Genomic DNA, 19,618 nt, shown 5'->3' with positions numbered 1-19,618 from the left:
TTAAGAGCAGATAGAGTCAGGGTGTGTCTGCTGAGTCACCGGTGAGCCGACCGGACGTCGTGAACGACGGTCCGGCATCCGGCGACCCGCAGACACCGGGTCCGCGCCGCAACCGCCGGGGACGGCGCCGCGGCCGTCGCCGCGGTAAAGGCGGTGCCGCTGCCGGCGGGCAGCAGCAATCGTCGCAGGCCAAGACCACTGGCAACGCTGCAGCGACTCGCTCCGGCGGCCCGGCCGAGACGACGCCGGCCCCGCCCCGGCGGACTGCCGAACCCAAACCCGGGACACCGGCGGCGATGCCTCCCACCAGCCGCCGTCCGCACGGAAAACCCCGGCCTGCGCAACAGAACCGTCCCCAGGCCGGGGGCGGGCAGCGGCTGCGCACCGTTCGGGAGACCTCCGCCGGCGGTCTGGTGCTGTCGAACCTGGACGAGCCCTTCGATCAGCTGCAGGCGGTGCTGATCGCCCGCATCGATCGGCGCGGCCGGATGATGTGGTCGTTGCCCAAGGGACACATCGAAACCGGTGAGACCACCGAGCAGACCGCGATCCGGGAGATCTCTGAGGAGACCGGGATCACCGGCGCTGTGGTCGCACCGCTGGGGAAGATCGACTACTGGTTCGTCAGCGAGGGCCGGCGGATCCACAAGACCGTGCACCACTATCTGCTCAAGTACGTCGACGGGGTGCTCTCGGACACCGATTACGAGGTCGCCGCGGTCGCCTGGGTGCCGCTCACCGAATTGCCGCGCAGGCTGACGTACTCTGACGAGCGACGACTCGCCCGGACGGCCGAGGCGGTGATCGCCGATCTCCGCAGCGATCCCGACCGGCTGGCCCGGAACCAGGCCGAGGCCAGCCGCACCGAGCCGAACGACTATGAGAAAGCCGCCGCCGCCCGCAACCAGCGCCGCAACGAGCCACCACCGGCCAAGTCGCGGCGCCGTCGACGCCGGTCTCGGCGACCCAATGCCGGCACCCGTGCCGACGGTGGCAGCTGAATCGGCGCGGCGCTCGGCCGCTGTCCTGTCCACCCTCCTCGGGACTCTGCTGCTGGTCCTCGGCCTCGGCATCGCCCCGCTGCTGGGCGCCGGCACCGCCCGCGCCGTCGAACCCGAATACGCCCGGTTGAGCCTCACCGAGATCACCCCCTCCACAGTGACCAGCGCCGACGGTGACACCGTGCGGGTACGGGGCCGCCTGACCAACACCTTCGACCGGCCCATCAGCGAGGTGCGAGTGCGGCTGCAGGCCGGCTCGGCACTGACCGATGCCGTCCAGCTGCGCACCGGGCTGATGGCCTCCTCGGCCGGCTTCCCGGCGATCACGGCACTGCGCACCGTATCGGGCACCCTCGATCCGGGGCAGAGCACCGACGTCGACATCGAAGTACCCATCGCCGGTCCCGGCGGCCTGCAGATCACCGATACCGGTGTGTACCCGCTGCTGGTCAATGTGATCGGCACACCCGAGTCGGTAGGGGTGGTCTCGGTGGCCGACTCGCGCACACTGCTGCCGGTGCTGTCATTGCCCGCCGATCCCGGCCGGGCGAGCGGCTTCGTCGACCCGGTCTATGAGGGCGCCGATCCCCGGCTGGGCCGGGACGGCTCCCTGGCGCCGGACACCTCGGCACCGGCCGCCCTGACGATGATCTGGCCGCTGGCCGCTCCGCCCCAACTGGCACCCGGCGGCCTGGGCGGCCGCACCGAACCGGTCCGGCTGATCAGCGACGATCTGGCCGCCTCGCTGCGTCCGGAGGGCCGGCTCGGTTCCCAGCTCGAGTCGCTGAGCGAGCTGACCACCGGCGACCGGTTCGACGAACGGGTCCGCAGCGGTCTGTGCCTGGCGATCGATCCCGATCTGCTGGTCACCGTGCACGGGATGACGCTGGGTTATCTGGTCAGCGATGATCCGGTCGATCCTCGGGCCGCCACCAGCCCGGGCGCCGGCCAGGAGGCCGCCCGCGCCTGGCTCGGTAAGCTGCGCAAACTGGCCCAGGAACTGTGTGTGACCGCCCTGCCGTTCGCGCAGGCCGGGCTGGATTCGCTGGCGGTCATCGGGGACGACCAGCTGACCGCGACCGCGGTGAACGGCGTCGCCGACATCGTCGACGCCCTGCTCGGGGTCACCTCGCTGCGCGGGATCACCATCCCGGCGGTGGGCACCCTGTCGCAGGCCGGCCGCGAGGTGCTCGTGGGCCAGGACCGGCTGATGGCGGCGGTCGCCTCCTCGGCGGTGGCACCGGCCGGGCGCGACGAGCAGGGCCGCTACCAGTCCGGGCCGATCGCCCTGCAGACCTATGCGGTGCCGATCTCGGCCGCCATCGGTGCGGCCGGGACCGGTCCGGTGGTTCCGTCGATCATCCCCGGCTGGCAGCAGCCGAGCCTGCGCGGGGAATCACCGCTCAGCCGGCGGCAGAGCGCGGCCGCGGCCCTGGCCTTTCCCGCGCTGACCGTTCCCGACGAGGGCGCTCCGGCACCGATCATCGGCCGCAGCGCGATGATCATGCCGCCGACCTATTGGGCCCCGACCCCCGACGATGCGGCGACCCTGCTGGGCATGGCTGATCTGCTGATCGCCTCGGGTACCGCCCGTCCGGTCGGGCTCGCCGAGATGATCGAATATCTGCCCGAGGCCACCGAGCCCACCGCCCTGGTGACCCCCGGTGACGTCGATCCCCTGGTGGCCGGCGGTTTCCCGGTGAGCAGCGCCGGCGCCCAGGAGATCCGGGCCGATCTGGCTCTCACCGCGCAGTTGCAGGGCGCCCTGGTCGGCTCGCGCGATACCGTCACCAGCCCGCAGACCTATGTGGCGCCGTTGCAGGAGGACATGCTGCGGGCGGTGACCACCCCGCAGTCGCAGACCGTCGCCACGGCCCGGGAGCTGCGGGAGATGCGGGTCGCCGGGACCACCGCGACGCTCAGGCGCATGGTCGAGGCGGTGGCCCTGCTCGACCCCGGCGGGCGATACACGCTGGCCTCCGAGCGCAGTCCGCTGCTGCTGATCGTCCGCAACGATCTGGCGCTGCCGATCCGGGTCCGCATGGACATCCAGGCTCCGGCCGCGCTCAACGTCGGCGACGTGGGCGTGCAGGAGATCCCCCCGATCGGTACCCGCCAGATTCAGATCGGCACGCATGCATCCAGTTCCGAGAGCGCCACCGTGCAGATCGCGATGGTGACCTCCACCGGGGTTCCGCTCAGCGACCCGGTGACGCTGGAGATCTACACCAATGCCTACGGCAAACCGCTGTTCTGGATCACCGTGGCCGCGGCGACGGTGCTGGTGCTGCTGACCGCCCGGCGTCTCTGGCATCGTTTCCGCGGTCAGTCCGATCCGGCCGACGAGGATCGTCCCGAACCGGATGCCGAAGAGCTTCGGCAAGCATCGACCCCCTACGAAGAACGCCTCGACAGGGCCCGGCACGAACACGTCGAAGCAGCGCACCCGGAGGATTCGTGAACTCACGCCGTGAACGCCCCGAGCAGCCGGCTGCGCATGGTCCGCGCCGCACCCCACCGTCCCCGGGCAGACACGAGGCCGGCGGGGCTCGTCCGTTGGCCGACGGAGCCGAGCCGCATCTGCTCGCCGAAACCGCGATCGACGAGGAGAATGCCGCCGCCCGCAGTGCGGTGGACGATTCCGACGCCTCGGTGATGCGCACCGGCGGATCCATCGCGATCGCCACTCTGACCAGCCGTATCACCGGATTCATCCGTACCGTCCTGGTGCTGGCGATGCTCGGGCCCGCGGTGTCGTCGGCCTTCCAGGCCGCCTATGTGCTGCCCAATATGATCGCCGAGGTCGTGCTGGGTGCGGTGCTCACCGCGATCGTCATTCCGGTGCTCGTGCGGGCCGAGACCGAAGACCCCGACGGTGGCGCCGGCTTCATCAACCGGATCTTCACCCTGACACTGGCGATTCTGACCGTGGCCACGATCGCCGCCCTGATCGCCGCCCCCGTGCTGACCGCCCTGAACGTGGGCGACGGCAAGGTGGACCGGCCGCTGACCACGGCCCTGGCCTATCTGCTGCTGCCGGAGATCCTGTTCTACGGCCTCTCGGCGCTGTTCATGGCCATCCTGAACATGAAGAACGTGTTCAAACCCGGGGCCTGGGCACCGGTGCTGAACAACATCGTGCAGATCGTCACTCTGGTCCTGTACTTCCTGATGCCCGGCGACATCACCATCAATCCACTGGCGATGAGCAGTCCGAAGCTGCTGGTCCTGGGTGTGGGCACCACTCTCGGTGTGGTGGTGCAGGCCGCGATCCTGCTGCCGTATCTCAAACGCGCCGGGATCCGGCTCCGGATTCAGTGGGGGATCGACGCCCGGCTGCGCCGCTTCGGCAACATGGCCGTGGCGATCGTCTTCTACGTGCTGATCCTGCAGATCGGTCTGGTGGTCACCTACCGGATCGCGGCCGCCGCCACCGACTCGGGCATCGCCGTCTACGCCACCTCCTGGCAGCTGCTGCAGCTGCCCTACGGAGTGCTGGGTGTGACGATCCTGACTGCGATCATGCCCCGGCTGTCGCGCAATGCCGCCGCCGAAGACACCGATGCGGTGGTCGACGACATGTCGCTGGCCACCCGGCTGACCATGCTGGCACTACTGCCGACGGTCGCCTACATGACCCTGTTCGGTCCTGCGCTGGGCGTGGCGATCTTCAACTTCGGGCACTTCGACGCCACCGACGCCGAGCAGCTCGGCTCGGTACTGGCCTGGGGTGCGTTCACCCTGATCCCGTATGCGATGACCCTGGTGCAGCTGCGCGTGTTCTACGCCCGCGAAGACGCCTGGACGCCGACGGTCATGGTCTTGGGCATCACGGTGGTGAAGGTGGCGTCGTCGTACGTGGGGCCGGTGCTGTTCACCGACCAGGAACTGGTGGTGCGCTGGCTGGCGCTGTCGAACGGGCTCGGCTACCTGGTCGGCGCCGTCGTCGGGCACTTCCTGCTCTACCGCACGCTCGGCAGGGCCAAGATGCGCCACGTCACCCGGACCACCCTGCTGACCCTCGGCGTATCGATCGGCGTCGCCGCCGCGGTGTGGCTGGTAGCTCATCTCACCGGCTTCTCGCAGATGTCGACGCACGCCGGGAAGATCGGTTCGCTGGTCTACCTGGGTATCACCGGGGTGGTCGTTCTGGCGGTGATCTATCTGATCCTGGTCGCCCTGCGGATCCCCGACATGGTGACCATCTCCGGTTCCATCCTGCGGCTGGTGGGTCGCTTCATCCCCGCCGTGGCCGCCCGCCAGAGCGCCGCGACCGACCGCAGCGCCGTCGATGCCACGACGTTGACCGTGCAGTTCCCGCGGATCAGCACCGACGAGGCGCTCCCGTACTCTGGTCAGGTAGAGGTACGACGACGCTTCGACCGCGGCTCGGCGAGCTGGCAGGAGTACGGCGTGACCAGCGGTGGCGCCGCGGGGGAGACCACCGTGATCCCGCTGATCGGCGCCGTGGCCGATCTCCCGCCGTCCCGGCAGCGCACACGCGCTGTCCCCGCCCAGGACGCGTCCGCCCAGACCCCACCCGACCCGACGACCCGCTCGACCGCCCAGGTTCCGCCCCGAACAGGACTCCCCCCGATGACGCAGCAGCCTCCGGCGCCGACGCCACCGCGCGGGCCACGTCTGATGCCCGGAGCCGCCATCGCCGGCGGCCGGTACCGGCTGCTCGAATCTCACGGCGGTACCGCGACGATGGCGTTCTGGCGTGCCCAGGACACCCAGCTCAACCGCGAGGTCGGCTTGACCTTCGTCGACCCGGACCAGCAGGCACCGCCCTACCGGCCGGAGGACCGCGACCAGTGGCCCGACGCTCCGCAGGCGATCTTGAACCGCACGCGCCGGCTGGGTCAGCTGCACAGTGCCGGGGTGGCACGCATCCTCGATGTGGTCCGCAGTGCCTCCGGCGGCGTGGTCGTGACCGAGTGGATCGCCGGCTCCTCGCTGGCCGAGGTCGCCGCCGACGGTCCGTCGGCCGCCGGTGCCGCCCGGGCCGTGCGGGCACTGGCCGCCGGTGCCGAAGCGGCTCACCGCGCGGGCGCCGCACTGTCGATCGACCACCCGGATCGGATCCGCATCAGCACCGACGGCGACGCGGTGCTGGCGTTCCCGGCGGTGCTGGCCGAGGCCGACCGGGCCAGCGACGTCCGCGGCCTGGGTGCGGTGCTGTACGCACTGCTGCTCGATCGCTGGCCGCTGGACGGGCGCACGGGACAGACGGTGGTCACCGCTCAGGCGCAGCAGGGACCGGTCGGCGGATTCACCCCGGCCGCCCCGGATCCGAAGAACCCCGCCCAGCCGATCGCTCCGGCGGCGGTGAAGCCGCAGATTCCGTTCGAGATCTCTGCGGTGGCGGTCCGGGCCCTGGCCGGTGCCCAGGCGATCCGGACCGCGGGCACCGTGCAGCACATCCTGGATCAGGCCACGGTGGTGGACCTGGCCACCGATGTGATCCCACGGGTCGGGGAGACGCGCGCACCGGTGTCGGTGGCCCCCCTCTCACGCACCCGAAAAGAACGTCTCCTCGGGGAAGGCGATGCGGGAAAACGCAACGGTGCACTGCTGGTCGCCACCGCCTTGTTCCTGGTCTTCCTGGTGCTGGCACTGATCCTGTGGCTGGCCGATCCGTTCGGCGGCGACGATGCCCACGACGTCGATGCCTTCCTGGGTCAAGACACCACCAGCGCCTCGGCGCCCCCGTCCGCGCCGAAACAGGCCACGCCCGTGGTGCCCGTCGGCGTCAGCATCTTCGATCCGGAGGGCGAGTCGGATCGGTCCGCGGCCGAGAACGTCGAGAACGTGCTCAGCGGCGGCAAACCGCCGTGGCAGACCTCCCAGTACCGCGGCACCGGAGAGTTCGGCGGCCTCAAGGACGGGATCGGACTCCTGGTGGAGCTGGACAAGGGTGCCTCGGTCGATCAGGTGCGCATCGTCACCCCGACACCGGGTTTCACCGTCGAGTTCCGCACCACTGATCAGGCTGATCCGAACCTGGCGGCGACCTCTGTGGTCGGCGGTGGCACGGCCGGCAAGAAGGTCTCCACCTTCGCCCTGGACGCCCCGGCCACCAGCCGCTACCTGCTGATCTGGATCACCGAGCTGGGCCGGGTCGAACCGGACCGCTACCAGACGATCATCGATCGCATCGTCTTGTCGGGCAGCTGAGCGGCCCTCCCGGCGGCGCGATCAGGCGGCGTGATCAGGTGGCGCTGCGCTGGGGCAGCGGCTCGGTACGCGCCGCCTCCGGTGCCCAGCCGGGCGGGCCGAAGATGTACCCGAGCTTGTCGCGCCAGCGCGGTGCGGCGGCCACATCGCGCGCCAGGCTCACGTATTCGTGCGTCTGCAGCTTCCAGATGTTGTAGGTGTCCACCTGCGTCGTCAGCCCGTAGTGGGGACGGAAAATCTCGCGCTGGAAACTGCCGAACAGCCGGTCCCAGATGATGAACACGCCCCCGTAGTTGCGGTCCAGGTATTCGGCGTCGTTGCCGTGATGAACGCGGTGGTGCGAGGGTGTGTTCATCACGAATTCGATCGGGCGCCACAGCTTGTCGACGCGCTCGGTATGCACCCAGAACTGGTAGATCAGGTTCAGCGAGTACACCGCGAAGACCACCGCCGGCGGTACACCCAGGAGGACCAGCGGCGCCCACATGATCATGCTCATCGAGTTGTTCCACTTCTGGCGCAGGGCCGTGGCGAAGTTGAAGTACTCGCTGGAGTGGTGGGCCTGGTGGGTGGCCCACACCAGCCGGACCCGATGGGCGATGCGATGTTCCCAATAGAACAGGAAGTCCAGACCCACAAAACCGATGACCCACGTGTACCACGCAGTCATCGGCAGATGCCACGGCGCCACATAGGCGAAGATCGCCGTGTAGGCGAACAGGGCCACGAATTTGCTCAGCGCGGACGTCCCGATGGAGACCACCCCCATCCACAGGGACGCCCGGGTGTCCTTGCCGAAGTAGGCGCCCTTGGGCGCGCGACCCTGCTCGTCGACGTCATTCAGTTTCGCCGCAGCGAAGAACTCCAGCCCCAGCATCACCAGGAAGTAGGGGACCGCCAGGACGGTGGGCTCGCGCATCGCTTCGGGCAGGAAATCCAACATATTGACACCGTAGCGTGTCAGATATGTCGGGTCCAGGCTTCGCCGGCGATCGATAGGATGGGCGCCGATGGCTAAGGCAAAGGAACGGGTCTACGGCGGGGTCAGCGCGTCTGAGCGGCGCGAGCAGCGGCGCGCCAGTCTGATCGAAGCCGGGCTGGAGTTGTTCGGCACCCTCGGATACCCGAATGTCCCGGTCAAACGCATCTGTGACGAGGCCGGACTCACCCAGCGGTATTTCTACGAGTCGTTCAGCGACCGTGAAGCGCTGCTCGACGCGGTCTATCGCTCGTGCGTGGAGGCCCTGCGGACCGCCACCGCTACCGCCGCCGCGGACTACCTGGCCGGAGTTCCCGATGCCGTCGACGGGGGAGCGGTCGCACCCGAACACGTGCCTGGTCTGGCCCGAGCGGCTTTCAGCGGTTTCCTCGACACCTTGACCGTCGACCCGCGACGGGCCCGCATCATTCTGATCGAGGTGGTCGGGGTCAGCCCCGCCCTCGAGCAGTTGCGGCTGGGTGCCATCCACGACTGGGCGGATCTGATCCTGGTCTTCGCTTCCGGACAGGTCGAACCCTCACCGCACCACCGGCTCGCGGCGATCGGTCTGGTGGGTGCGTTCACCCAGTTGCTGGTCGACTGGCAGATGGCCGCGGCCGATCCGGTCTCGGAACGCTCCGGTCCGGGGCTGTTCACCGTCGAGGCGATCAAAGACGTCATCACCGAGATGCTGGTGGGAACGTACGAGCACGTCTTCCGCGGCCGGTAGCCCGCGCGTAGATGCCGCGGGCCGGCTACTGACCTCGGGCGCGCAGTCGTTCCTGCAGGATCGCTACGACCTCATCGAGGTCATCGACGACGAACTCGTATTGCGCCCCGTCGCCGCCGGTCACACACAGCCGCTCGATCCGGCGCGCCCAACGCCCACCGCTGCCGGGGACGGCGCCGATCGCTGCGACGTACCGCAGTGCCACCGAAAATCGGATCCCGTCCACGCGGGCCGCCAGACCCTTCGGTTCGAAGACCAGATGGGTCTTGGTCAGTTGCAGTTCTCCGCGCGCCAATCCACGCCCGACCGGGCGCCGCGCCTTCCAGATGTGCACCGTTTCTTCTTCCACGCGAAGGAACCTACCGCGCCTGCTGTGCGTCTAATTAAGGTGGAACAAAACGAATCCCGGTCCGGTTAGGTGTGCTGTCCAACGATGAATCCTCTGCCCGAGCCCCCGTACAGCGCCGACCTGCTCGCCGACTACGACGCCGGTGTGCTCAGCCCCGAAGTCTCCGCGCATCTCCGATCGCACCTGAACGACGACGCCCGCGCTCAACGCATCCTGGCCGCGCTGGCGGCCACCCGCGCCGAACTCGCGTCCACACCACCACCGCTGCAAGAGGTACCCGCGGCTGTCGCCGAGCGTCTGCAGCACCTGGTCGAGGGCCTCGGGAACACCAGCGCCTAGGGTGTTGTTGAACGGTGCAGCAACGTGAAAGGGACCCGATGACCGAGACCACCAGTACGATCCATGATCTGATCATCGTGGGCTCCGGCCCCGCCGGCTACACCGCCGCGATCTATGCTGCGCGCGCCGACCTGAAGCCACTGGTCTTCGAAGGCGTCGCCTTCGGCGGCGCTCTGATGACCACCACGGACGTGGAGAACTTCCCTGGATTCCGCAACGGCATCCAGGGTCCGGACCTGATGGACGAGATGCGTGAACAGGCGATCCGTTTCGGGGCCGAGCTGCGCAGCGAAGAGGTCGACGCCATGCGGCTGACCGGCGAGATCAAAGAGGTCGAGGTCGGCGGTGAGGTCCATCGCGCCCGCGCGGTGATTCTGGCGATGGGCGCGGCTGCACGCTATCTGGATATTCCGGGCGAACAGGACTTCCTGGGCCGCGGAGTCTCCTCCTGCGCCACCTGCGACGGATTCTTCTTCCGCGACCAGGACATCGTCGTGGTCGGCGGTGGCGACTCGGCGATGGAGGAGGCGACCTTCCTGACCAAGTTCGCCCGCAAGGTGACCCTGATTCATCGCCGCGATGAGTTCCGCGCCTCCAAGATCATGCTGGAGCGTGCCCGCGAGAACGAGAAGATCGAGTTCCTCACCAATGCGACCGTGTCGCAGGTGCGCGGCAGTAACGGTGTGGACGAGTTGATCGTCACCGACACCGCCACCGGGGACACCACCGTGATGCCGGTCACCGGACTGTTCGTGGCCATCGGTCATGATCCGCGCAGCGAACTGGTACGCGGCCAGGTCGGCCTCGACGATGAGGGCTACGTCCAGGTGGAGGGCCGTTCGACCTACACCGACGTCGAGGGCGTCTTCGCCTGCGGCGATCTGGTCGACAGCACCTACCGGCAGGCGATCACCGCAGCCGGCAGCGGCTGCAGCGCCGCAATCGATGCCGAGCGCTGGCTGGCCGCCCGCGAATCCTGACCCATCCCCGTCGGCACCGGATCCTCCTCCGCCGGCCGGCACCCCCACAGTGAGAAGGAGCCTCATGGGAAACCATGCGATCGACGTCACCGATGCCACCTTCGCATCGACCGTCCTGGAATCCGATAAGCCTGTCCTGGTGGACTTCTGGGGGCCGCGCTGCGGTCCGTGCAAGATGGTCGCCCCGGTGGTCGAGGAGATCGCCCGCGACCACGCCGGCACGCTGACCGTCGCCAAAGTCGACGTGGACGCCAACCCGATGGTGGCGCGCGACCTGCAGATCATGGCAGTCCCGACACTGATGGTCTTCTCCGGCGGCAAACCGGTCACGACGATGCGCGGAGCCAAATCAAAGGCCGCGATTCTGCGTGAGCTGGCCCCGGTCCTGAACTCAGACGGGTAACAGTCCTCCGGCGATTCGTCCGGTTCATTTGTCGCCGGACCTGCGTCCTGAGACAATGAGCGCGTACCAAGTGGTGAAGGGCTGGGACTATATGGCAACGCTGCGTCGGGGGGACCACGGTTCCGGGGTCGCCGAGATCCGTGAGATCCTCGTCCGTTTGGGACTGCTGAATACTCCGGCCGCCTCGGCCACGCACGCTGGTGTGAGTATCGGTGATGTCTTCGACGCCGACTGTGAAGCCGCGGTTCTGGCTTTTCAGCAGGAACGGGGCCTGATGGTCGACGGCATCGTCGGACGCGCAACCTATTCGGCGCTGCGGGAAGCCTCGTACTACCTCGGTAAGCGCATGCTGACCTACATGGTCGCGGCCCCGATGACCGGGGACGACGTCGCCACCCTGCAGGGTCGACTGCAGAACCTGGGCTTTTACCACGGGCTCGTCGACGGTGTCTTCGGCGACGTGACCCATCAGGCCGTCTGCCGCTATCAGTCCGAATCGGATCTGACGCCCGATGGCATCTGCGGACCGGCCACGTTGCGGGCCTTGGAGCGCCTGGGTTCACGAGTCACCGGCGGCTCCCCGCACGCCATCCGCGAGGAGGAGCACGTCCGCCGCTCCGGACCCCAGCTGACCGGGAAGCGCATCCTGATCGACCCCTTCCCCGGTGATGCGGGCGAGGAGGAGAAGTCGCTGCTGTGGGACGTGGCCGCTCGGCTCGAAGGCCGCATGGCCGCCGCCGGCATGATCACATCACTGTCGCATGATCGGCACACCTCTCGCACCGATGAGGAGAAGGCGTTCACGGCCAACGTGATCGACGCCGATCTGATGATCGCTCTGCGCCTGGGCAATTACCCCAATCCTCAGGCTAACGGCGTCGCCACATTCTATTTCGGCAACCATCACGGCTCCTACTCGACGATCGGGCGGAACCTGGCCGGTTACATCCAGCGAGAAGTGGTCGCCCGGACACCGTTGCTCGATTGTCGGGTACACGAACGGACCTGGAATCTGCTGCGTCTGACACGTATGCCGACCGTCGTCCTCGAGGCCGGGTACTTCAGCAACCAGCACGACCGCGAGCTTCTGATGGCTCCCGAGTCCCGGGACACCATCGCCGAAGCCGTGCTGGTGGCGGTCAAGCGCCTCTATCTGCAAGGCCGGGACGATCGACCGACCGGAACCTATACCTTCGCCGATCTACTCGAGGCCGAGCAGCTCAACTATTGAGCCTGCCCAGGGACCGGCCTCGACGGGCACCGCACAACAGATCTTCTCGCCGCTCCGGCACCTGACCAAGTCGTGATGTTTCATGTGGAACACGTGTGGACCGGTCGCTGGAGAAGCCAGCTACTCACCGCGCTTCTTCTTGTCTGTCAGCAAGTACCTTGCAGAGCAACGGTTTCCGCGATCACCAGCTTCTCCAGGGCACGCTCCACCTGACTCTTCCAGCCCAGTCCGGTGTCCAGGTCCAACCGAAGCCGCGGCAGGTACCGGTCCGGGGCCACCACCTCGAAGCCCGAGTCGGTGAGGAACTCCGTCGCCATGATGCAGTCTTCGCACACGTTCCCCGCGACGCCGCCACCGAGCAGCAGAGCCACCAGATCCTGGGCGAGTTCCTCACCCGAGGAGGTGTAACCGAACGATTCGATCGCCCGGACTCCGCGACCGACCACATCGGTGACAACAGCGTCCAGAAGCAGGGGAGCGGCATCGTCGAAGCCAGGCTCGGTGGTGATCTTGGTCAGCAGTACCGCGTCGGCGCTCACCGGTGCGGTGGGGAATCGTTTACCCCGCGGGACACGGCCGGGCGGAGCATAGAAGGCCGAGCCCACGACTCGCCCGGTTCGCGGCTCCACGGCGATCTGACAACACGTGCCCCACTCGAGCATCAGACCCGAGATCCATGCTTCCTTGTCGAACTCGCTCTCGAAACCGCTGAGTGCACCCCGCAAGGCATCGTCGAGAGTGTCGGAGATCGCGTCGGGGTCGACCTCCCAGAAGACACAACGCCGGGTGTGGAGTGGCAGCCGGTCGAAGCCACTCAGATCCAACGACGTGATCGTGACACTCATCGCGATCTGGTTCTCCTCTCCCGGAAGCGGACTCGTTGCCGGTCCACAGCGTCGAGCCGGCGGTACGAATCTCCTGTCACTGTGACGTTTCTACCGCCATACCTGCCTATACCCCGTGCACAACGTCGGAAACGCTACTTCGTCGCGATCACGTCCACAATCCGTTCGAGATCTTCGACCGAGCCGAATTCGATGACAACCTTGCCTTTCCGCTTCGACAGGCTCACCGTCACCTTGGTATCCAGTCGATCGGACAGTCGATCGGCGACATTCTGCAGACCCGGCATCTGCATCGGCGGTCGTCGTTTCGGTGCAGCGGGGGAGTCGGTGACGCCATCATGGTTAGCAATGGTCACCGCTTCTTCGGTGGCACGCACCGACATTCCTTCGGCGACGATGCGGGCGGCGAGCGCTTCCTGTGCTTCGACCCCGGCTTCCAGGGACAGCAATGCCCGTGCATGACCGGCCGACAGCACGCCGGCCGCCACGCGTCGCTGCACCGGAATCGGCAGCTTCAACAGCCGGATCGTGTTGGTAATCACCGGGCGCGAACGCCCCAGCCGGTTCGCCAGCTCCTCATGTGTCACGTCGAATTCATCAAGCAATTGCTGGTAGGCCGCCGCTTCTTCCAGCGGATTCAGCTGCGCCCGGTGAATGTTCTCCAGCAAGGCATCCCGCAGCAGATCGCTGTCGCTGGTCTCCCGCACGATGGCTGGGATCTTTTCGAGTCCGACAGCCGTGCTGGCCCGCCAGCGGCGCTCACCCATGATGAGCTGGTACCGGATGCCGTCGTCCTTGACCTGGGGGAGTTCCCTGACGACGATGGGCTGCATGAGGCCGAACTCACGAATCGAGTGTTCCAGTTCGGCCAGCGCCTCTTCGTCGAAGACGGTTCGCGGCTGCTGTGGGTTGGGCTCGATCTGTGCCGGCGGAATCTCCCGATAGACCGCCCCGATGTCGCTGTCACTGCCGGCAGCAGCAGCGCCGCCACCGAGGAGAACATCGGCGGCCGCAGTCCCCATCCCTGTCGTGTTGACCCCGTGCCCGCTGCTGCGCGGCTCGGGCCCATCGTTGGTCTGCACCGGTTCGGTCGGAATGAGCGCCGCCAGTCCGCGACCCAACCCGCCCCGCTTCTCCCGCTTCGTCATAGTCCGTTCTCCTTCGCACCCTTTTGCGCCAGCTCCCGAGCTGCGTCCAAGTAGCTCATCGCACCTCGGGAACCCGGATCGTATTCGATGATCGTCATTCCGTAGCCGGGTGCCTCGGAGACCTTCACGCTGCGCGGAATGATCGTCTGCAGAACCTTGTCGCCGAAGTGCGACCGAACCTCTGCCGCAACCTGATCGGCGAGTTTGGTCCGTCCGTCGTACATCGTCAGCAGGATCGTCGAGACGTGCAGATCCTTGTTCAGATGCGCCTGAACGAGTTCGATATTGCGCAGCAGCTGGCCGACGCCCTCGAGTGCGTAGTACTCGCACTGAATCGGGATCAGAACCTCCTTGGCGGCAACCATGGCATTGACGGTCAGCAGGCCCAGCGACGGCGGGCAATCGATCAGTACGTAATCGATGCCGAACTCGGCCAGCGCCTCCGGATCCAGCGCGTTGCGCAGGCGGCTCTCCCGGGCGACCACCGAAACCAGTTCGATCTCTGCACCGGCCAGGTCCAGCGTCGACGGGACACAGTAGAGGTTCTCATTAGCGGGGGAGCGCTGGATAGCCTCCCGCAACGGCACATCATCGAGGAGCATCTCGTAGACCGATGCGATCCCCGGCTTGCGATGATCGATACCCAGAGCGGTACTGGCGTTGCCCTGAGGGTCAAGGTCGATCACCAGCACTCCCAGACCGTGCAGCGCCATCCCCGCGGCCAGGTTCACCGCCGAGGTCGTCTTACCGACGCCGCCCTTCTGGTTGGCGACGGTCATGATGCGCGGCTGGGCCGGGCGGGGGAGGCTTCCGGCAGCCCCCGGTGTCAGGATCTGGGTCGCACGTTCTGCCGCAGCGGCGATCGGTGTATCGGCGAATACTTCGTCTACGGGATCATCTGTTTCACGTGGAACAGTCTCACCCTTGTCATGCTTCGGCACCCCGGCACCCTTTCCGTCGTTCTTCATATTGTGCTTCCTACGGATGAAGGACACCAGTCTCAGCGCTTCCTGCTTCGTCGACGATCCGCCCGGGTTCTCGCCCGCCGGTCCGCCTCGGTCTCTATCCGAGTACCGATCAGAGCGCTCGTGACAGGCTCGATCACGCCGGATCCGACTTCCCGGACATGCAGATCGATCAGACCCAGACCGGCGACCTTCTCGGCGTGCTCGTCGATCTCCTCTTGTGCGGTTCGACCCTTCAGCGCCACCAACTGCCCACCGATCCGCATCAGCGGGACCGACCATCGCGCCAGTCGATCCAGCGGCGCCACCGCACGAGAGGTCACCACGTCCGCCTCACCGGCCGCGGCGATGACTTCTTTCTCCTCGGCGCGACCACGAACGACGGAGACGTTCTCCAAGCCCAGCCGCCGGACGGCTTCGTCAAGGAAGGTCGTGCGCCGCAGCAACGGTTCCACCAACACGACCTGCAGATCCGGACGAGCGATGGCGAGCGGGATCCCCGGGAACCCGGCCCCACTTCCGATGTCCACGACACGAACATCCTGCGGGATGGCTTCGCCGATCACCGCACTGTTCAGAATGTGCCGGGACCACAGCCGTGCCGGTTCACTGGGACCGATCAGACCCCGCAACACACCCTCTTGACTCAGTATTTCCGCGAACTCGTCCGCGGTGCCGACATGCGAGCCGAAGACCTGGGTCGCCACTTCGGGACGCCGCTCGCATTCGACATCGATGGATGTTCGCCCCGGCTCGTCCTTGCCCGTCATCTGACTCTCCTCTTCTCGTCGACCCATGTTTCACGGGAAACACACCCGCACTCACGCCGTCTTGTTTCACGGGAAACATGTCGATTGCTCACCGCTGTTTCACGGGAAACAGCCACGCGTCCCCCGAACGCGTTTCACGGGAAACATTGTCTCTCATCGACGAGCTGCCCGGCGAACCACATCCATGTAACTCCGAGTCGAGCCGGCTCCTCCGCACCCGTGTCGTCGGTTTGCAGCGTCCGCACGACGTGACCCGCTGACCCCTCGATCGCGTCGCGGCGCCGCCCGCCAGATGAGGACTCGACTACGCGATCGCGACGGCCCCAGGGGATCGCATCGCCGCGAAGCATCGGACACGCAGAGCGGCGTCGGCACTGCGTGCGAGACCTCGTCGCCACCCGTCGACATCGATGACAGCGCCGATTCGACCACGCACACCGGGAATCCCCTTTGCTGCGGACGACTTCTCGACAGCGCTCGACTCCGATGACGTAGCCACCATCATCGAAGACAAACCCGGCTGACGCCCCAAGCCGCTGCGCTGCCCGGGAAGGCAGCCGCCCCGGATTCCGGCGCTCGGCTCGACAGGCAGCCGAGGACCGTCGGCCTCACCGGTGCCGCCGACGGGTCTACCCCGGTCGCCAGCAGACCCAACCTCACCGGCACCGGCACTCGATCCCGGATCTCCTCGAGCAGCACGTCGACGCCACCCACCCCCGAACCCCGGTGTCGAACCGTGCGTCACCGCGCTGCGGAATCGGCGGACGCGCCTGGACGGATACGCAGTCATAGCCAGTCCCGGCTGTTCGCCTCAGCTCCCACCTCCTGGAATCTGCCGCGCCCTGCCGACCGGTCCGATCCAGACCGCGCCACCCACCTTGCGGCCCCGACCTTCCCTCTGCGCCAGGGTGACCATCCGTATCGAACACGGACCACGACATCCCGATCACCACACGATCGGCGCCGGCGAATTCTGCAGCGGACCATCGACCGGTCGGAAAGTCGGATGCCGGAACAGTCCATGCCGGACAGTCGGGGAGGACGTCACGCCGGACTCGCCCTCGAGAGTCACCCGGCGCAAAAACAAAACAGTCCCGGCCGAAGCCGGGACTGTTCCGAGGTCTTCACCCGTTGACCGGGGGAGGGCAGTTCACTCCTTGATCACCACGACGCGCCGCTTAGGCTCGGCGCCTTCGCTCTCGCTGTAGACACCGTCGACGGCCGCCACTGCATCATGGACGATCTTGCGCTCGAAGGGTGTCATCGGATCCAGCTCTTCGCGTTCACCGCTGTCTCGCACCCGCTCGGCCACCTCGGTCCCCAGTGCCGCCAGCCGCTCGCGACGCCCGGCTCGCCAGCGGGCGACGTCGAGCATCAGCCGGCTGCGATCGCCGGTCTCCTGCTGAACCGCCAGCCGGGTCAGCTCCTGCAGTGCGTCGAGGACCTCACCCTTGCGGCCGACGAGCTGACCCAGGTCGTTCCCGCCGTCGATGCTGACGATGGCCCGATCGCCGTCGACGTCAAGATCGATATCGCCGTCGAAGTCGAGCACATCGAGGAACTGTTCCAGGTAGTCACCCGCGATCTCGCCTTCCTCGACGAGACGATCCTCTGCAGTCTCTTCCGCCTGCGGGGGAGTTGTCTGCTCTGTCATATCCGAAACCTCACTTGTCTGGTCAACGTTCATGTCTGTGGGCGGCGCTCTCAGCGTCCGCCGCGGCCCTTCCCGGACTTGCCGCCACCACGCGACTTCTTCGACGGGCGACCGTGCTTACCCTTGGGGGCAGCCTTCTGGCCCGGCTCCGGGGTGCTCTTGGCGGCGACGACGATTGTCGTCGGATCTCGTCGCTCTGCGGCCAGGCGCGAGGCGGGACCATCACCGGTCTGGGTCAGCACCGCCTCGGACAGGTCCTTGGCCGCCTCGTGCACACCGGCGTTGAGAGCGACCTTCTTTGCGTGCGCGGCCATAGCGGCCTCATGCCAGTTCTTTGCAGCCGTGATCCGGCTTTTCTCGGCGTCCGCGCTCTCGGACAGCAGGGCGATACCGCGACGGCCTTCGCTCTCCCGCAGCTGCTTCTCCTCGGCACTGACACCGCGCAGCTTCTTCTCCGAGGGGGCGGCGGCGACCAGCTTCAGTGCCGCGAGTTCGCTTCGGTAGCCGGCCGTGTCGACGTCCGCCTCACCGCTCTCCTCAGCCTGCTCCAGGATGGACTCGTAGATCGTCGACGCCTGCCGGGCGTAGACCCGTGCATCGTCGAACTTGCCGGAGCGGAACATCGCCGTGGCGACCATCCGCGCCCAGTCGGCCTTCCGGTCGCGCGCCAGTGCCGGAACCGGCGCCTCAGCGTTCTCCTCCAGCCAGGCATCCTCGTAGGCCGCCAGGATTCCATTGTCTTCGGTCATGACGGTGTTGAACCGGGCGTCGTGCCCGTCGCGCAGCCACGACGCGAGCTGCTGGCGACGCAGAGTCAGGTAGGCATCGAGGGCCGGCAGACCGGCATCGTCGGCCTGTGCATCCTTGCGTGCGGTTTCGGTCCACTGGAACGCCGCGTTGGCACGCTGTTCCGGATCGGCGGACAGGCGCACCAGCTCGTCGGCGGCCTGCACCAGACCGTTGCGGCCCTTGTACTGCCATTCGGCATTGCGCTGCCCGAACTGGGTGACCTGGCGGAAGGCGGTCAGTGCCTCACCGTTGCGGCCCTCGGCCAGCGCCGCGAACCCACGGTTCATCGTCTTGCGGGGATCGAAGTTGCCCGGCAGGGGCTTTTCACCCGGACGCGGAGCAGACGCACGGCGCTGCTCTTCCTTGATGGCTGCAGCGTGATCCTCTTCCTGGGCGATACGGCCGAAGACGACGTGCTGCTGCACGTAGGTCCACAGGTTATTGCTCACCCAGTAGAGCAGGATGGCGACCGGGAAGAACGGACCGGTCGCCAGGATGCCCAGCGGGAAGATGTACAGCGACAGGCGGTTCATGATGCGGGTCTGCGGATTGTTTGCCGCATCCGCGCTCTGGCGGGCGACCGCCGCACGCGAGTTCATGTGGGTGGCGAAGGACGCCACGATCATCAGCGGAATCACCACCGCCGCGATCTGCCAGCGGGTGAAGTCGATAGCTGCACCAGGCTGAACGAAGGCCTTGAACTGCTCGGTGGGCTCGGTGATGTAGGACGACAGCGGTACGCCGAACAGGCGGGCATCCAGGAAGTTCTCGACCAGTTCCGGGCTGAAGGCGTAGTTGCCCGTGGACCGGGTCATCTCGGCAGTCATCGGTTCGGCGGTCCCGCCGACCGGCATCGCGGTACCGCGACCCATGCGGTTGAACGAGCGCAGCACATGGAACAGACCGATGAAGACCGGAATCTGCAGCAGCATCGGCAGACAGCCCAGGAGGGGATTGAAGCTGTGCTCCTTCTGCAGCTTCTGCATCTCCTCGGTCATCTTCACGCGATCGTTCTTGTACTTCTTACGGATCGCCTGCATCTGCGGGTTGATTTCCTGCATCTTCTTCGTCGTGCGGATCTGCTTGACGAAGGGTTTGTACAGGATCGCGCGCAGGGTGAAGACCAGGAACACCACCGACAGCGCCCAGGCGAGGCCGTTCCAGCCGGGCGTGTTCGGCATGATCTTGTCGAACAGCCAGTGCCAGACCCACATGATCCAGGACACCGGGTAGTAGATGACGTTCAGCACTGCTG

15 protein-coding genes and 1 pseudogene are annotated in these 19,618 nt (G+C 66.9%); 8 read left to right on the top strand and 8 right to left on the bottom strand.

What is annotated here, in order from left to right:
• The first annotated feature begins 23 nt into the window (after positions 1-23).
• The 3 genes from GOHSU_RS09705 to murJ are packed head-to-tail and all read left to right on the top strand — an operon-like array spanning position 24 to position 7,181.
• Complete coding sequence (locus GOHSU_RS09705; RefSeq protein WP_005940511.1) at positions 24-1,001, top strand: NUDIX hydrolase; 978 nt, start codon at positions 24-26, stop codon at positions 999-1,001.
• Positions 991-3,462: a DUF6049 family protein gene (locus GOHSU_RS09700; RefSeq protein ID WP_005940509.1), complete on the top strand. Its 2,472-nt coding sequence runs from the start codon at positions 991-993 to the stop codon at positions 3,460-3,462. The genes GOHSU_RS09705 and GOHSU_RS09700 overlap by 11 nt, the downstream gene beginning before the upstream one ends.
• Positions 3,459-7,181 (top strand): murein biosynthesis integral membrane protein MurJ, encoded by a 3,723-nt coding sequence (murJ, locus tag GOHSU_RS09695; protein ID WP_005940506.1) that lies wholly within the window; start codon positions 3,459-3,461, stop codon positions 7,179-7,181. The genes GOHSU_RS09700 and murJ overlap by 4 nt, the downstream gene beginning before the upstream one ends.
• 34 nt (positions 7,182-7,215) lie before the next feature.
• Here murJ and GOHSU_RS09690 read toward each other — a convergent pair whose 3' ends face one another.
• Positions 7,216-8,124 (bottom strand): sterol desaturase family protein, encoded by a 909-nt coding sequence (locus tag GOHSU_RS09690; protein WP_005940504.1) that lies wholly within the window; start codon positions 8,122-8,124, stop codon positions 7,216-7,218.
• A gap of 67 nt (positions 8,125-8,191) precedes the next feature.
• Here GOHSU_RS09690 and GOHSU_RS09685 point away from each other — a divergent pair, with 67 nt between their 5' ends.
• Positions 8,192-8,890, top strand: coding sequence for a TetR/AcrR family transcriptional regulator (locus GOHSU_RS09685; protein WP_005940502.1), 699 nt, complete (start codon positions 8,192-8,194; stop codon positions 8,888-8,890).
• A gap of 25 nt (positions 8,891-8,915) precedes the next feature.
• Here the strand turns inward: GOHSU_RS09685 and GOHSU_RS09680 are convergent, their stop codons facing one another.
• Positions 8,916-9,239 carry a hypothetical protein gene (locus GOHSU_RS09680; protein ID WP_024332906.1) on the bottom strand — a complete coding sequence of 108 codons (324 nt, stop codon included), beginning with the start codon at positions 9,237-9,239 and terminating at the stop codon, positions 8,916-8,918.
• 84 nt (positions 9,240-9,323) lie between these two features.
• Here GOHSU_RS09680 and GOHSU_RS09675 point away from each other — a divergent pair, with 84 nt between their 5' ends.
• The 4 genes from GOHSU_RS09675 to GOHSU_RS09660 all read left to right on the top strand — a co-directional run bounded on the left by GOHSU_RS09675 (position 9,324) and on the right by GOHSU_RS09660 (position 12,192).
• On the top strand, positions 9,324-9,578 hold the full coding sequence (locus GOHSU_RS09675; protein ID WP_005940498.1) for an RsmA family anti-sigma factor: 255 nt from the start codon (positions 9,324-9,326) through the stop codon (positions 9,576-9,578).
• Between the two features lie 38 nt (positions 9,579-9,616).
• Positions 9,617-10,558, top strand: coding sequence for a thioredoxin-disulfide reductase (trxB, locus tag GOHSU_RS09670; RefSeq protein WP_005940496.1), 942 nt, complete (start codon positions 9,617-9,619; stop codon positions 10,556-10,558).
• A 64-nt stretch (positions 10,559-10,622) separates the two neighbouring features.
• Positions 10,623-10,961 carry a thioredoxin gene (gene trxA / locus GOHSU_RS09665; protein ID WP_005940494.1) on the top strand — a complete coding sequence of 113 codons (339 nt, stop codon included), beginning with the start codon at positions 10,623-10,625 and terminating at the stop codon, positions 10,959-10,961.
• A 91-nt stretch (positions 10,962-11,052) separates the two neighbouring features.
• On the top strand, positions 11,053-12,192 hold the full coding sequence (locus GOHSU_RS09660; protein WP_024332905.1) for an N-acetylmuramoyl-L-alanine amidase: 1,140 nt from the start codon (positions 11,053-11,055) through the stop codon (positions 12,190-12,192).
• 146 nt (positions 12,193-12,338) lie between these two features.
• On the opposite strand, the gene GOHSU_RS09655 is transcribed toward GOHSU_RS09660, so the two are convergent.
• From GOHSU_RS09655 to yidC, 6 genes and pseudogenes are all read right to left on the bottom strand, one after another.
• Complete coding sequence (locus GOHSU_RS09655) at positions 12,339-13,037, bottom strand: hypothetical protein (RefSeq protein WP_005940476.1); 699 nt, start codon at positions 13,035-13,037, stop codon at positions 12,339-12,341.
• 134 nt (positions 13,038-13,171) lie between these two features.
• A complete protein-coding gene (locus GOHSU_RS09650) occupies positions 13,172-14,185 on the bottom strand; it encodes a ParB/RepB/Spo0J family partition protein (RefSeq protein ID WP_005940474.1) in 1,014 nt (337 codons plus the stop codon).
• Positions 14,182-15,153 (bottom strand): ParA family protein, encoded by a 972-nt coding sequence (locus GOHSU_RS09645; RefSeq protein ID WP_005940472.1) that lies wholly within the window; start codon positions 15,151-15,153, stop codon positions 14,182-14,184. Before GOHSU_RS09645 ends, GOHSU_RS09650 begins: the two co-directional genes overlap by 4 nt.
• A gap of 32 nt (positions 15,154-15,185) precedes the next feature.
• On the bottom strand, positions 15,186-15,920 hold the full coding sequence (gene rsmG, locus GOHSU_RS09640; RefSeq protein ID WP_005940470.1) for a 16S rRNA (guanine(527)-N(7))-methyltransferase RsmG: 735 nt from the start codon (positions 15,918-15,920) through the stop codon (positions 15,186-15,188).
• A 1,150-nt stretch (positions 15,921-17,070) separates the two neighbouring features.
• The gene (locus GOHSU_RS09635) at positions 17,071-17,574 is read right to left on the bottom strand and encodes a Jag family protein (protein WP_024332903.1); all 504 of its coding nucleotides are present in this window, start codon (positions 17,572-17,574) and stop codon (positions 17,071-17,073) included.
• Positions 17,575-18,680: 1,106 nt separating this feature from the next.
• A pseudogene (gene yidC, locus GOHSU_RS09630) lies at positions 18,681-19,613 on the bottom strand (membrane protein insertase YidC); the annotation flags it as partial.
• Between the last annotated feature and the right edge of the window lie 5 nt (positions 19,614-19,618).

The organism is Gordonia hirsuta DSM 44140 = NBRC 16056, from assembly GCF_000333015.1.
GTDB classification, from domain to species: domain Bacteria; phylum Actinomycetota; class Actinomycetes; order Mycobacteriales; family Mycobacteriaceae; genus Gordonia; species Gordonia hirsuta.
Note: the sequence above shows the minus strand (reverse complement) of the source record. Positions and strands in the feature narration are given on the sequence as shown.